At 57.0% G+C, this 14,361-nt stretch carries 12 protein-coding genes; 6 read left to right on the top strand and 6 right to left on the bottom strand.

Annotated elements, in window-relative coordinates; all coding sequences use genetic code 11:
* The first annotated feature begins 44 nt into the window (after positions 1–44).
* Together B30_RS07330 and B30_RS07325 are read left to right on the top strand one after the other, a co-directional pair.
* Complete coding sequence (locus tag B30_RS07330; protein WP_009571408.1) at positions 45–1,619, top strand: site-specific DNA-methyltransferase; 1,575 nt, start codon at positions 45–47, stop codon at positions 1,617–1,619.
* Positions 1,616–4,273, top strand: coding sequence for a DEAD/DEAH box helicase (locus B30_RS07325; RefSeq protein WP_009571407.1), 2,658 nt, complete (start codon positions 1,616–1,618; stop codon positions 4,271–4,273). Before B30_RS07330 ends, B30_RS07325 begins: the two co-directional genes overlap by 4 nt.
* Before the next feature lie 574 nt (positions 4,274–4,847).
* Here the strand turns inward: B30_RS07325 and B30_RS07315 are convergent.
* Positions 4,848–5,750 (bottom strand): LysR family transcriptional regulator, encoded by a 903-nt coding sequence (locus B30_RS07315; RefSeq protein ID WP_009571405.1) that lies wholly within the window; start codon positions 5,748–5,750, stop codon positions 4,848–4,850.
* An 88-nt stretch (positions 5,751–5,838) separates the two neighbouring features.
* On the opposite strand from B30_RS07315, the gene B30_RS07310 reads away from it, so the two are divergent.
* Complete coding sequence (locus B30_RS07310) at positions 5,839–6,852, top strand: NAD(P)H-binding protein (RefSeq protein WP_009571404.1); 1,014 nt, start codon at positions 5,839–5,841, stop codon at positions 6,850–6,852.
* 82 nt (positions 6,853–6,934) lie between these two features.
* Here B30_RS07310 and B30_RS22350 read toward each other — a convergent pair whose 3' ends face one another.
* The 4 genes from B30_RS22350 to B30_RS07290 form a co-directional block, all read right to left on the bottom strand.
* A complete protein-coding gene (locus tag B30_RS22350; protein ID WP_009571403.1) occupies positions 6,935–7,255 on the bottom strand; it encodes a hypothetical protein in 321 nt (106 codons plus the stop codon).
* Between the two features lie 480 nt (positions 7,256–7,735).
* Positions 7,736–8,848, bottom strand: a complete 1,113-nt coding sequence (ald, locus tag B30_RS07300; RefSeq protein ID WP_009571402.1) for an alanine dehydrogenase — start codon at positions 8,846–8,848, stop codon at positions 7,736–7,738.
* Between the two features lie 175 nt (positions 8,849–9,023).
* Positions 9,024–10,121, bottom strand: coding sequence for a surface lipoprotein assembly modifier (locus tag B30_RS07295; RefSeq protein ID WP_157789796.1), 1,098 nt, complete (start codon positions 10,119–10,121; stop codon positions 9,024–9,026).
* A gap of 68 nt (positions 10,122–10,189) precedes the next feature.
* Entirely contained in the window at positions 10,190–10,891 is a 702-nt protein-coding gene (locus B30_RS07290; protein WP_009571400.1) for a hypothetical protein, read from the bottom strand.
* 363 nt (positions 10,892–11,254) lie between these two features.
* On the opposite strand from B30_RS07290, the gene tig reads away from it, so the two are divergent.
* From tig to B30_RS07275, 3 genes are all read left to right on the top strand, one after another.
* Positions 11,255–12,583, top strand: a complete 1,329-nt coding sequence (gene tig, locus B30_RS07285; RefSeq protein ID WP_009571399.1) for a trigger factor — start codon at positions 11,255–11,257, stop codon at positions 12,581–12,583.
* A 198-nt stretch (positions 12,584–12,781) separates the two neighbouring features.
* Positions 12,782–13,471, top strand: coding sequence for an aquaporin Z (gene aqpZ, locus B30_RS07280; protein ID WP_009571398.1), 690 nt, complete (start codon positions 12,782–12,784; stop codon positions 13,469–13,471).
* Between the two features lie 93 nt (positions 13,472–13,564).
* Positions 13,565–13,876, top strand: coding sequence for a hypothetical protein (locus B30_RS07275; RefSeq protein ID WP_009571397.1), 312 nt, complete (start codon positions 13,565–13,567; stop codon positions 13,874–13,876).
* On the opposite strand, the gene B30_RS07270 is transcribed toward B30_RS07275, so the two are convergent.
* Positions 13,873–14,358, bottom strand: coding sequence for a lytic transglycosylase domain-containing protein (locus B30_RS07270; protein ID WP_100220067.1), 486 nt, complete (start codon positions 14,356–14,358; stop codon positions 13,873–13,875). The two genes, B30_RS07275 and B30_RS07270, sit on opposite strands and share 4 nt — an antisense overlap.
* Positions 14,359–14,361 lie beyond the last annotated feature (3 nt).

The following is a 14,361-nucleotide window of genomic DNA, read 5'->3' as shown; positions in this document are numbered from 1 at the left end:
TCCCGGCCCAGCGCCGGGGAGCGACTTGGGACGGGTGGGAATTTATGCCAACATTGCGATGGATGACGCGGGACGATGATGTGCGGGCAGCGGAAAAGGTGCCTTACCGCCTGTTAGAAGAAGACCCCGCTTTGGGCTATGGCGACCGCGACACCGGCAATATGATGATCCAAGGCGACAACCTTGAGGCGCTCAAATCCCTGTTGCCGTTCTATGCGGGCCAAGTGAAATGCATCTATATCGACCCGCCCTATAACACCGGATCGGCGTTTGAGCATTATGACGACAACCTAGAGCACTCCAAATGGCTTGCGATGATGTGGCCCCGGTTGGAATTGTTGCGCGAATTGTTGTCTGAGGATGGGTCGATTTGGGTAAATATTGAAGATCGGGAAGGTCACTATTTAAAGGTTATTTTGGATGAAGTTTTCGGACGGAGAAACTTTATGCAAGGCGTTGTATGGAGCCGTAAAGTTTCCCCGGCAAATGATGCAAAGTATTTTAGTAATGATCATGATTACATTCATGTTTTTTCTAAAAATATGGAGTTTATCAACTTAAACAAACTTGAGAGAGAAGAAAAACACAACAAGCATTATACCAATCCAGATGACGACGTGAGGGGGCCATGGAATAGCATTACCTTTACCGGCAACAAAAATCGTCATGAGCGGCCAAACCTGTATTATGCGGTTATAAATCCTAACACAGGCGAAGAAATCTATCCTCCTGAAAACCTAACTTGGCGATATGGAAAGGATAGAGCTGATGAAATGCTTCGCGGTGGATTTTTTTATTGGGGAAAATCAGGTACATCTAAGTCACCTAGGATCAAGCAGTTTTTAAGCGAGGCTAAACCTGTAATTCCGCGAAGTGTATGGGGGCATGATGATGCTGGCCACACCCAAATGGCAATGTTGGAGCAACGGGCATTAGGCGGCCCGCCATTCGGTACGCCTAAACCGGAGCTTCTATTGAAAAAAGTCCTTTCCATCGCCACAAACCCCGGCGACCTCGTTCTAGACTCCTTCCTAGGCTCTGGCACAACCGCCGCCGTGGCGCAAAAAATGGGTCGCCGGTATATCGGCATTGAAATGGGCGATCATGCCGTGACCCATTGCGTCCCGCGTCTGCAAAAGGTGGTGGACGGTGAACAGGGCGGGATTTCCAAGGCGCAGAACTGGCAGGGCGGCGGCGGTTTTCGCTTTTTCCGTCTGGGCAGTCCGGTGTTTGACGAAACCGGCCAAATCCAACCCGACATTCGCTTTGCCACCTTGGCCGCGCATATTTGGTTTTCCGAGATTGGCGCACCATGGACCCCCCCGTGGACCGCGCCGAATGATGTGACGCCGTTTCTTGGGTCACATGCGTTTGGCGATGCGGGGGCAGGGCGCGCGCTGGGCGTGGCGCTTTTGTACAATGGCATTCTTGGCGACAAGTCGATCAATGGCGGCAACGTATTGAACCGCAAGACGCTCAAAGTGATCCGTGAGGCGGCGGGGGGCTATGATGGCCCGCTGGTGATCTACGGCGAACGCACGGTGTTGTCCGAGGCGTCCTTGGCGGATGAGACTATCACATTCAAACAGACCCCCTATGACGTGAGGGCGCGGCGATGAAACTTAAGAAATATCAACAACAGACCATCGACACGCTTGCGACCTATTTCAAAGAGGCGCGGGTGCGTGGCCCGAAAGTGGCCTTTGAGGCGATCACAACAGAGGAAGAGCAAGCCAAGCGGTTGCGGGGCCGTGGCGGCGTTTATAGGCCGATTAAGGGCCTTGAGGCGGTGCCTTATGTGTGTCTGCGTTTGCCCACGGGGGGCGGCAAGACCTTGCTTGCGGCGCATTCCATCGGCCTTGCGCGCGATTATTGGTTGGAACGCGAATATCCGGTGGCAGTGTGGCTTGTACCCTCTGACACGATCCGGCGGCAAACGGTTGAGGCGCTCAAAGACACGCGCCATGCGTATCGTCGGGCCTTGGATGACACGTTTGAGGGCCGGGTGCGGGTGTTTGATATTGCCGATTTTACCCAAGTGACGCCACAAGATTTGCGCGCGCAGCTATGTGTGTTCGTCGGCACGATCCAAACGCTTAAGGTGAGCAACACCAATGGCCGCAAGGTCTATCAGGACAATGAGTTTCTTGAGCCACATTTTAGCACGGTGTCGCCGAACACACCGGGTTTGGAACGCAATGAGGAGGGGTCGCGCAAAGGCGAAATCCGCTATTCTTTCGCGAACCTGTTGCACCTGCACCGCCCGCTTGTGATCGTGGATGAGGCGCACAGCGCGGTCACGTCACTGTCGTTTGAAATGCAGCAACGGATCAACCCGTCTGCGATTGTCGAATTTACCGCGACCCCCAAGGATCGGTCGAACATCCTGCATTCTGTCACGGCGCAAGAGCTTAAAGACGAACAGATGATCAAAATGCCTGTCGTGTTGGAAGAACACACGTCTTGGCAATCGGCGGTTAATGGCGCGATTTTGAAGCGCGCAGAGTTGGCCGAAATCGCGGCAACGGATACGGAAAATTATATCCGGCCTATCGTGTTATTTCAGGCGCAAAACAAGGATCAAGAGGTCACTGTTGATGTGTTGCGCGATCACTTGGTTGAGGTCAAAGGCATTCCGCCCGAACAGATTGCGGTGGTGACCGGGAACCAACGCGAGTTGGACGGGATCGACCTCAAAGACCCGGCGTGTCCAATTGAATATGTGGTGACGGTACAAGCGCTCAAAGAAGGCTGGGATTGTTCGTTCGCCTATGTGTTCTGTTCGGTCGCCAATATCAGTTCGGCGGGTGCTGCGGAGCAACTTTTGGGCCGTGTCTTGCGCATGCCCTACGCCAAAAAACGCACGGCGGCGGCGCTCAACAAATCCTATGCCTGTTTGAACTCCCCGGCCTTCCAAGACGCCGTGCGCGGCCTTGTGGATCGTCTGGTTGATATGGGGTTCGAGGAAAGCGAAGTTCAGGACAACATAGAACACGCCCAGCCCGAATTGCTGGACGGAATGTTCGGGCGTCAAACCAAGCCGCGCCCAAGTTTCTCCGTGTCGCTTCCTGCGCCAGTTGAAGAGCTGAAGGGAATTGAGCTTGCCGCGCCGAATAAGGTCAAAGTTGCACCGGATGATGAGGGCATGGCGCGCGTGTCGGTGACAGATTTTCCCACGCCGATTGAAGAAAAGGCGATCTTTGCGCAAATGCCGGAAAAGCACCACGGCGCGTTCAAAGAAGGGTTGGAGCGGTTCAAAGAGGAAAACAAACTCTTGGCCTCACCTGCCCAGCGCGGGGAGGTATTTGTTGCGCCCCGTTTGATGGCGCATGTTCAGGGCGATCTTTTGTTTGCGGACAATGAACGCTTTTTTGAGTACCACGAATGGGCGCTCAAAGATCATTCGCACCAATTGTCTGAGAGAGAATTTTCGGTGCGTCAGGTGGCCGATACGTTTGAAATTGATCTGGATGGCGACAAGCTCAAGGTTGAGTATTCGGATCAATCCGAACAGTTGATGTTGGATATTGGTGTCGATGGCTGGACCGAACGCGGTTTGGTTCTTTGGTTGGATCGAAAGGTGCGGGATCGTTTTATCGGGCAAGGCGAACTTGTAAGTTGGCTCACGGCTGTTGTGTCGCACCTTATCAACACGCGAAAGATACCTCTGGCCGCTTTGATGCGGTGCCAGTTTGTTTTAGCTCGGTGTTTGCAGAAAAAGTTAGAAACGATTTATGACCAAGAGCGATCTAAGAGCTTTCAAATGAATCTGTTTGCACCTGAGGCGCAACCGGAACTCAGCTTTGAAAACGGTTTCCGGTTCTTTGATGGCATGTTTGCCGGGGTGCGGATGTATCGCGGGCGTCAGTCATTCCCGAAACACTTTACCGGATCAAACCAAATTCCCGCTTTCGATGGGAAGGGCGATGATGGTGGCGATGGAGAAGAGTTCCGGTGTGCTGTTGCCTTGGACAGCTTGCCTCAGGTGAAACACTGGATCAGGAATGTGTCAAAACATCCGAACGCCTTTTGGTTGCCTCTGTCAGGTGGAAAATTCTATCCTGATTTTGTGGCGGAGTTGGTTGATGGCCGAACTTTTGTTGTCGAGTACAAAGGCGACCATTTGAAAAATGACCCGGAACAAATTGCCAAGGTCACCATCGGCGAACTGTGGCAGCGACAAAGCGGGGGCAAGGCTGTGTTTCGGCAAGTGGTCAAAGAGGATGACAACATGGATATGCGCGCGCAAATGATTGAGGCTATCGGCGGATAGAGAAGGGGCATTTTGACCCCTTTTCGAAACCTCGTGTGGTATTTTTTGTGGTATAAAATTTTCAGGTAAAATATTTTCACAATAAGATCAAATAATTGACGGATATGTATTGCGGACACCTCCTCCGCCACTTATTTATGTTAACATCTTGTTTTTAAAGGGGTTTATGCGGATTTATGTTCGCGTTTTCCCGGTCGTTCCCCACTTTGCGATAAATTCAACTCTGCTGTTCATCCTAGCCTCGCTAAGGAAGCAAACCTTGGGATGAAATTCAGGGTCTATAAAACGGTCAAGTTTTTCGGGTATGGCAAGGCGGGGTTTGGCGCGCGTAAGGGGGGCGTAGCTCATGTCTGGTGCTCCGACCCTCACGACGCGCGTGCGTTTCGTCATCCGCCTCGCGACCGTCGCGAGATCAAGCGTGACCGAATATTGGGCGAGATCTCAACAAAATGAGCATCATGATGCTGTTATAAGTTCCTAAGATCGGGCTTTACGCTGAATCAGGCGGCGAAACCGTGGAAAATATCGGCGACATCGGGAAAATGGTGAAGTTTTCGCCGCTCTGCATTGGAGGTCACTGCTGAATGTGCGGGCGGTTGCCATAGGCCTCAAACGCCTCGACCAGATGATCGAAGAGTGCCGCGACGCGCGGTAGATGACGCAGATTCTCGTGCGCCACGATCCATGTCGGGAGTTGTGGAAGATCTATGTCCGGCAACAGGCGTTCCAGTTCAGGGTAACGCGCCGCCGTGGAAATCTGCGTGACGGCAATGCCAAGGCCGGCGCGAGCGAGTGCGAGCTGCGCTGGATGGCTGTCCGTCCGCGCAATCCAGCGAATGCGGGCCGGGTCATCAATCAGCGCGGCAACGGCCAAGTCCCCGCGATTGCGATCCGGTCCGATGAACAGATGGTTGCCGATCTCGGCCTTTGAGCCGGGACGGCCATAGGCCTCCAGATAATCACGATGCGCGAAGAAGCCGAGAGGGATCGAAGGCACCTTTTTCGTCACAAGGGCGGATTGCTCCGGGGGATGCATCCGCACCGCGACATCGACCTGCTGGTCGAGCAGGTCCGCGCTGGCATTACTCAGTTCGAATTCGACGGTGAGTTGTGGATACTTGTTGCGCAGGCTGCGGAGCATGGGCGGCAGAACCTCGATCCCCACGAATTCGGAGACACTGAGCCGAACCCGGCCTGCCGCCATTGTCGAATCCGCCGAAGCTGCGCGCAGCATGGCCTCTGAGGCATGTGCCATTGCGCGGGCGGGTGCGGCCATTGCCTTGGCGGTCGGCGTGGGTATCAGCCCATGCACCGACCGGGTGAACAGTGCCGCGCCAAGCAGAGCCTCAAGCCCCTCGATGCGCGCGCGCATGGTCGGTTGGGACAGCCCCAAGCGACGTGCAGCAGCCGACAGGCTGCCGGTTTCCATCACGGCCAGAAAGGCACACTGATCGTTCCAATCTACGGTCTTGCTCATAAATTTCTTATAAGCAGTTAGCAAAGAATTGGCAATTTTCTTACAATCAAATTTAACCGAAGCTCTCCTCATCCAAAGGAGATCACTTATGGTTCAGACTGTTTCTACAAATGCAGGCCGCGGGGCGACCGATCGGACCGCTCTCGTTCTTGGCGCCACTGGCGGCGTTGGCGGGGCTATCGCCGCCAGGCTCATCTGCGAGGGATGGCAGGTCCGCGCCTTGTGTCGGAACACCGAAGCGGCCACATCCGGCTGGCGGCATAATTGTCCGACACCGCAGTTCATCGCTGGTGATGCGATGGACGTGGCGTCCGTCATTCGCGCGGCCACGCTGGGAGAGGGTGTTGCGGCTATCGTCCATGCCGTCAATCCGCCGGGCTATCGCAACTGGTCGTCGCTGGTGCTGCCGATGATCGACAACACGCTTTCAGCCGCCCGGGCGACTGGCGGCGCCCGCATCGTGCTGCCCGGCACGGTCTATAATTACGACCCGGCACGCACCACCGTGATTGATGAGAACAGCCCGCAGAATGCGCGCACCACGAAGGGCAAAATCCGTGTCGCGCTAGAGCGGAAACTGGCGGACGCGGCCCCGGAGGTCCCTTCGCTCATCGTGCGCGCAGGCGACTTCTTCGGCCCGGGAACGCGGGCGAGTTGGTTCACGCAGGCGATGGTGCAGCCGGGACAGCCGGTGCGCAAATTCACGAGCCTGGCGTTGGGCGTTCCCCATGCCTATGCTTATCTGCCCGATCTCGCGGCGACCTTCGCCGGCCTTATGGCAATCCCCGAACAATTGCGTGCCTTTGAAACAGTGCAGTTCGCGGGTCATTGGGATGCGACCGGCACGCAGATGCGCGATGCGGTTCGCCGGACCGTGGGCAGCGATGTGCCGGAACGCGCCTTCCCTTGGTGGATGATGCGTCTCGCCGCCCCCTTTGGCGGGTTTCCAAAGGAAGCCCTTGAGATCGAGCCGGTGTGGAAACATCCCATGCACTTCGACAATCACCGTCTCGTGGACCTGCTCGGTGTCGAGCCGCATACGCCGCTTGACCAAGCCATTGCGGCGGCGTTGTCCGACATGGGTTGTCTGGCCCGACGGTAGGCGATGCCCACCTTACCCAAGCCTGACACCCCGGACAAGGAGACGGAAGATGAACGGGAAGACCTATCTGATCGCGCAGGCGCTAGGCGCCGCGGCGTTCAACGCGCGCTGAAATGCAGCCTATGCCACCTGATTCTGGCGCGGCGAGACTGTGCTGTCGCTTGACCGGATCGGCCGACGCCTTGAATTCATGGGCCGTCTTCGATTCAATCTTTCTGGACATGCGTTTTCTCCTTGGAAGTGGAATTTCGGTTGCCGCATCTTCGGCCGTCAAAAGATCGTCAATGGCTTGAAGCCGGTTCGCCCAGAAGGCTTGCTGAGACGTGATCCATTGTTGAACCTCAGACAGCGGTTCGGGGCGAAAGTGCAATATGCGCCGCCGAATAGGATCGGCGAGCGCCATGAGCGTTCTGTCCTAGTCCGCCGATGGTCCTTTGTCTCGCATAATTCACCCTTTTGGGTAAACTAAGTGCAGCGCCGTCCGGCCAGTCAAGCGGGCGGAGCGCCTAACGGGGCGGGGCTCGTACTGATTGGAGGGCGATGATGTTGGCGTGGTTTTCTGTTTCGCCAGCTTCGGTTCGCCCTCGCCAATGAACAGGTATGATCCGGTTTGAATAGATTGCCTTTTGCGGTCTTTTGCGACGTGTCCCATGCGCTTTCCTTGAGTGGCACAAGGGAGCGTCGAGACTGATGGACGGTAAGACCTATGAACAGTTAGGTCGGCAAAATCTGGACAGAAGACGCAACGCAGCCAAACCCGGACGACGATCACGCCAGAGGATTTCTGTGTCCATGGCCTCCCATTTGCCCATCGCAGCCCCTTACGTTCGCCGGGATCGGCCCACCCGTCCAAAGACAGGCGGGCCTTGGTGGTTTGAACGGCTTACAGCACGCTTTCGGCAGGCACCGCGCTGAGGCCCAGAGCTGTGCCAACGGCGGCGTAGGTCAGTTGGCCGGCATGGACATTGAGCCCGTTCAAAAGGTGGGGATCAGTGCGGCAGGCCTCTTTCCAGCCCTTGTCGGCCAAGGCCAACACAAAGGGCATCGTGGCATTGCCAAGCGCCAGCGTCGAGCTGCGCGCGACCGCGCCGGGCATATTGGCGACGCAGTAATGCATCACCCCATCGACCTCATAGATCGGGTCTTGGTGGGTGGTGGCACGCGAGGTTTCAAAACAGCCACCTTGGTCAATCGCCACATCGACCAGAACCGCACCGGGTTTGAGCTCTTTCAACTCATCGCGGGAGATCAGTTTGGGGGCGGCAGCACCGGGGATGAGGACCGCGCCGACGATCATATCGGCCGCGCGGGCCAATTCCATGGTTGCGGCTTTGGAGGCGTAGCCGGTTTTGAACATGCCGCCGAATTGATCGTCCAGTTGCCGCAACCGGGGCAGGGAGCGATCCAACACGGTGACATCCGCGCCCATGCCCGCCGCAATCCGCGCCGCGTGGGTGCCAACAACCCCGCCGCCGATGACCAGCACACGCGCAGGCGCCACGCCCGGCACACCGCCCATCAAAACGCCGCGCCCGCCATTAGCCTTTTGCAGGGTCCATGCGCCAACTTGCGGCGCCAAACGACCCGCCACTTCGGACATCGGTGCCAAAAGCGGCAAGCCGCCGCGGGCGTCGGTCACGGTTTCATAGGCGATGCAGGTCGCGCCAGAGGCCAAAAGCGCCTTGGTTTGGACGGGGTCGGGGGCGAGGTGCAGATAGGTGAAGAGGATTTGACCGGCGCGCAGCAGAGCACATTCGACCGGCTGCGGCTCTTTGACTTTGACGATCATGTCGGCGCGCTCAAAGACAGAGGTGGCGTCGGGGGCAATCTCTGCTCCGGCTGCGATATAATCGTCATCGGTGAACCCCGCGCCAACCCCCGCGCCGGTTTCGATCAAGACGGTATGGCCATGTGCTACGGCTTCGGCCGTAGCGTCGGGGGTGAGGCCGACACGGAATTCTTGGGGTTTAATCTCTTTCGGGCAACCGATGCGCATAAATATCTCCTGTTGGATTGCGATGTGGTTGCCGAGAGTTTCACCCGATTTTGGGGAGATATCGTGCCGAAATGAAAGGGTGCTGGGTGAAATATGGGAGGACATGCCGATTTTTGGAGGAAATATGGTCGATATTTGCGCTGCAATGCGGCGTCGCCGGGGCTTTGTTCCAGGCCTAGAAATCGCGCCTAAACGAGAGGGCACAATCGACCGCGTTATAATCATAAAGCGCCACGTTTGAGCCGTGATCGCGTAGGGTACAAGAGAGCATGGGGGAGGTGTCGCGGAGTTTGAGCTTGGCATGAGACAGGCCCAAACTCACCTCATTGACTTGATCCTCACGGGCATAGGACAGCGCGGTGAACGTGTCATCGTAGGACCGTAACGTGGCGGCAGCACCCAATTCCCAAGACAGGCCAGAGGCGGTGGTGCGGCCATAGCGTGCGCCCAATTTGATCGACCGATAGGACAGGCTTTCACGGGTGAGATCGGCCTGTTCCAGAGTGCCTTGAACAGTGATCTGGGATTTGCGGGACAGAGGGTGCGTGTAGCCGACGGACAGCGCGGTGGTGAGGCCATCGCGATAGGCGTAATAAGCCTCATCGGAATTGCGGTCACTGGCGGTGAACGACCCACGTAGGGTGTCACCGGAGGCGAGTTTTCGCGCCGCAGACAGGGAGAGACCGAAGGCGGTCCAATCGAGCGACGGGTCTCCATCATGTTCAGAATATTGTGCCATGTCGCGGAACAGGCTGAACGCGTAAGTGGCCCCGGTGTCGTACCACTCGTGGCCCACCCTCAGGCGTAGAAAGGCCGAAGACAGGTCGCGGTCACTGTAGAGGTTGCCGCCAAGATCCACACCAATCGAGACTTCCCGCCCCGGCTGATAGGCGCGGGCGGCGCTGGTGGAGAGGGTGAGGTTGAGGCCAAGGCCACTGTGATCTTTGCCACTGTCACCGAGATAATAGGTGTCACCGTCAGTGTAAAAATAACTCTTCGAGCTGGCGCGTTTGAGGTTGGTTGAGGGGGCAAGGGCGGCCGAGGTGCCAAAGGTGAGGGGCTTGCCGTCCCGTAGTTTGGCCAAGGCTTTTTGATAGGTCAGGCTATGGGACGGATGATCCGTGTCGGTGAACAACAACCAACGCAGGCGGTCGTAGGCGTTCTCTTTTTTGCCCGTCCGTGCATCGGCTTGCGCGCGGGCGAGGTTTGCGATCACCTCTTGCGGTTCAAGTGCGTGCGCGGGGAGAGGCAAAAGGGGAAGGGCAAACGCCATCACGCAAGCGGCAAACAGTCTCGGTCTGCGCGCAAGCCTTGCGTGATATGGCATCAGGCGCATCGCGCTTATTCGCCGCTGCACAGGCTTTCACAAACGACAAAGCCGGTTTCGTTTCCGTTTGGGGAAACAAAGTCGTACCCATCGGTGAGGTCATAGATTGTGCCCGTGGCGTCCCCGACCACGGTGATGTTGCCACCAAAATTGCCAATGGCGCCCAATTCGGTGAGCGCCCCATCCGTGACCGTATAGAACGTGCCCGTCATATCGACGTAGAGATCATATTGGGTGCCATCAGTGCGGGTCAAAATTCCATCAAAATGGCTTGCGATACCGTCCCCACTCACGGTGCCCACATAGGTCATTGAGCCGCTGAGGGGTTCGGCGGAGCCCTCGGAATGCGCGCCGCTTGCATCATCAAAGGCAATGAAGTTGTTGGTCATGGAACCAGACACCGTGTCATTGCCGAAATTCGCGGTCATCGACATTTCACCAAGGATCGCGTCGGTGCCGAGCAGGTCATCGGATTGGATGCCATAAATGCCGCTCATTTCGACCGTGTCACTGCGCGCATTGGCGGCGGAGGCGCCCAAAGCACTGGCGGTGGCGACCAAATCGTTGTCCACGATGGCGTCATGGGCGGCGTTGTAGGTTTCATAATCACTTTGCGACGTCCCGGAACTGTTGGAGTCCGCGTCTCCTCCGGCGGTGCCGCAGGCAGCAAGGCTAAAAACAATCAAAGACAGGCCGGTAAACGTCGAAATATTCATAAAGTCCCCCAGAGGATACGGGTTTTATAGTGGTCTGGTCGACCTTTCGGGGGCGAACTTGTGGTCCGGGATGGTCGGCGTCCCGGAGGGTGAAAGCATCCAATGTCAGAGGGTTAACCGATGACAGGCCGGGGGTCGATGAAAACTTGTGCCTGAGTGCATGCCAACGATCATCTTGATCCTCACTGTGACCTTTGTTCCACATCACAGGAGCGGAACCGGCTTGGCGCCTTGGGCAGCGAAGGCTGGTTGTACCGGATGGTTGGAATCGCCTTGCACGATTGGCATTGACCCCCTAGAAGGGCGTCTGATTTAGTGGTCGCCTTGTTGCGGCCTGAGAGAGACGTAAGAAGGACGCCCAAGATGCAGGTCACCGAGACCCTGAATGAAGGTCTGAAGCGCGGCTATCAGATCACGATCACTGCCGCTGAGCTTGACGCCAAAGTCAATGCAAAGCTTAAAGAATCTCAGCCTGAGATCGAAATGAAGGGCTTCCGTAAGGGCAAAGTCCCGATGGCGCTTTTGAAAAAGCAGTTCGGCCCGCGTGTGCTGGGCGAAGCCATGCAAGACGCTGTTGATGGCGCGATGAACGAGCATTTTGAAGCCTCCGGCGACCGTCCGGCGCTTCAGCCCGATGTCAAAATGGATGCGGGCGAAGAGTGGAAAGAGGGCGACGACGTTGTTGTCACCATGACCTACGAAGCTCTGCCTGAGATCGCCGAGACCGACCTGTCCGGTGTGAAACTTGAGAAACTGGTGGTGAAAGCCTCCGATAAAGAAGTTGACGATGCTTTGGCCAACCTTGCCAAAACCGCGCAGAACTTTGCCGCCAAAGACGGCGCGGCCGAAGATGGCGATCAGGTAGTGATCGACTTCTTGGGTAAAGTCGACGGCGAGCCTTTTGAAGGCGGCGCAGCCGAAGATTACCCGCTCACGCTGGGCTCCGGGTCGTTTATTCCAGGTTTTGAAGAGCAGCTTGTCGGCACCAAAGCCGGCGAGGAAAAGAACGTCGAAGTCAATTTCCCCGAGGAATATGGCGCCGAGAACCTGGCTGGCAAAGCCGCTGTGTTTGAATGCAAAATCAAAGAGGTCAAAGCACCTGCGGATGCTGAGATTGATGATGAGCTGGCGAAAAAATTTGGTGTGGAAGATCTCGCGACCCTCAAAGGTCAAATCGCTGAGCGTCTTGAGGCCGAATATGCCGGTGCGGCGCGCGCTGTGATGAAACGCGGTCTTTTGGACCAACTCGACAGCCTCGTGTCCTTTGACTTGCCGCCGTCCTTGGTCGAAGCCGAAGCCAAACAGATCGCGCACCAACTGTGGCACGAAGAAAACCCGGACGTGCATGGTCACGATCACCCGGAAGTCGAGGTGACCGAAGAGCACACCACGCTGGCCGTACGTCGCGTGCGCTTGGGTCTTTTGTTGGCTGACATCGGTCAGAAACAAGAGCTGCAAGTCTCTGACGCCGAATTCACCCAAGCGGTGATGACGCAGGCCCGTCAATACCCGGGTCAAGAGCGCCAGTTCTTTGAATTCGTTCAGCAAAACCCGCAGATGCGTCAACAAATCCAAGCGCCTTTGTTCGAGGACAAAGTGGTGGATTGGATCGCTGAGCAGGCCGACGTGACCGAAAAAGAGATCTCGAAAGAAGAGCTCGAAAAGGCTGTTGAAGCTCTCGACGAAGAGTAAGACAGGCCACTCGTTTGAATGAACGAGGGACAGATCAAGCCGCTCCAGAAATGGGGCGGCTTTTTTATGCGCACCTCTTTCCGCGGCATGGATGCGCTTTAGGGTGCCCTAAGGGAATGGCTGCAACATTGGAAATTTTCCCCATGCGCGATCCTGTGATCCTCACATATGCGTGAGCATCACATTTGGAGAAAGACGATGTTGAAGAAACTTATGGCCGAAGGTGTCGGCACGTTTTGGTTGGTCTTTGGCGGCTGTGGCAGCGCGATTTATGCCGCCGGGGCGCCGGACGTTGGGATCGGTTGGCTGGGCGTGGCACTGGCCTTTGGGTTGACGGTTTTGACCATGGCCTATGCGGTCGGGTCGATTTCCGGCGGCCATTTTAACCCGGCCGTCACGCTGGGTCTGGTGGTGGCAGGGCGTCACCCGGCGGGCGAATTGCCGGCCTATTGGGGCGCGCAACTGATGGGGGGCATCCTTGCTGCCGCCGCCCTCTATGCCATTGCCTCCGGCCAGTCCGGGTTTGAGGGCGTGGGCGGCTTTGCCTCCAACGGCTATGGGGTCTTGTCGCCAAACGGCTATGGCATGACGGCGGCTTTGATCATTGAAACCCTGCTGACGGCGGTGTTTTTGATCATCATTTTGGGGGCAACCTCGGCGCGTGCTCCGGCAGGGTTTGCGCCGATTGCCATCGGGCTTGGCCTGACGTTGATCCACCTGATCTCGATCCCGGTGACCAACACATCGGTGAACCCGGCGCGCTCGACCGCAGTTGCGCTTTTTGCCCAGACCGATGCTTTGGGCCAGCTTTGGCTGTTCTGGGTCGCGCCCCTTGTGGGGGCCGTGATCGGGGCTGTGATCTGGAAGATCATGTCCACCGAGGATTGAGGCTAAGACCCGCGCATGAGAAGACCGCCCGTTTGACGGGCGGTTTTTTGTTGGATAAGGCCTGACAGGACACAGGGCGAAGGATGTCAGAGAATGCGCTTTTGGCTTTTATGCATGCTGATGATGCCAGGGACGGCACAGGCGATTTCGCCGGAATGGACGGCTGAGAAATGCGTCCGGTTTGAACGGGCTTGGGATATGGCGACAGATGGTGAGACGATTGACGGGCTAAGCCTGGAGTTCATCGCAGCCAACCGTGTATTTCTTGAGGCGGGCTGCGCCATTCGAGGGGCGGTGTGCCCGAAAACGCCGGAAGAGCGAGAGCTTGCAGATATGCTGTCGCTTATGGCTGTGGCTGAGGGAGCGACGGGGTCGTTTCTGCCATTTCGCTGCCTTGCAGACTAACTTCTGAGGCCCGTTTCATAAAGCAGGCCCTTTTTCTTGGCCTCGTAGTAATAGCCTTTCGCATACCATTTCATCGCGGTGTCAACATCGCCATCGGCCACGATGTAGGCCCCGCGCAGGTATTTTCCAGCGTATTTCAGGTTCACATTCGGGTCCAAAAGCTCGCTTGGCGGGCCGTCATGCCCCATGGTGCGCGCGGTTTGCGGCAAGATTTGCAGCAGGCCGTAATAGGGCCCGTTGCGCGCCTCCGGGCGATGGGTGGATTCGCGGATGGCCTGACGATGGACCAATTCACGCGGGATTTGGTAGGTGTCGGCCCATTTGTTGATGAGCTGTCGCAGTTCCGGCGTTTCGTTGGGGAAAAGCGGCGGGTTATAGCCGCCGCGGCTGACCTCTGGTTCTCGCTGGCCGCAGGCGGTGAGCGCGAGGGTCGAGAAGGCGAGAGTGGACAGCATAAAGGCGCGGCGGGTCGGGTGAGGCATGTA

The organism is Celeribacter baekdonensis B30 (genome assembly GCF_000299875.1).
Lineage (GTDB): Bacteria > Pseudomonadota > Alphaproteobacteria > Rhodobacterales > Rhodobacteraceae > Celeribacter > Celeribacter baekdonensis_A.
This window is presented reverse-complemented; position numbering and strand designations above follow the sequence as displayed.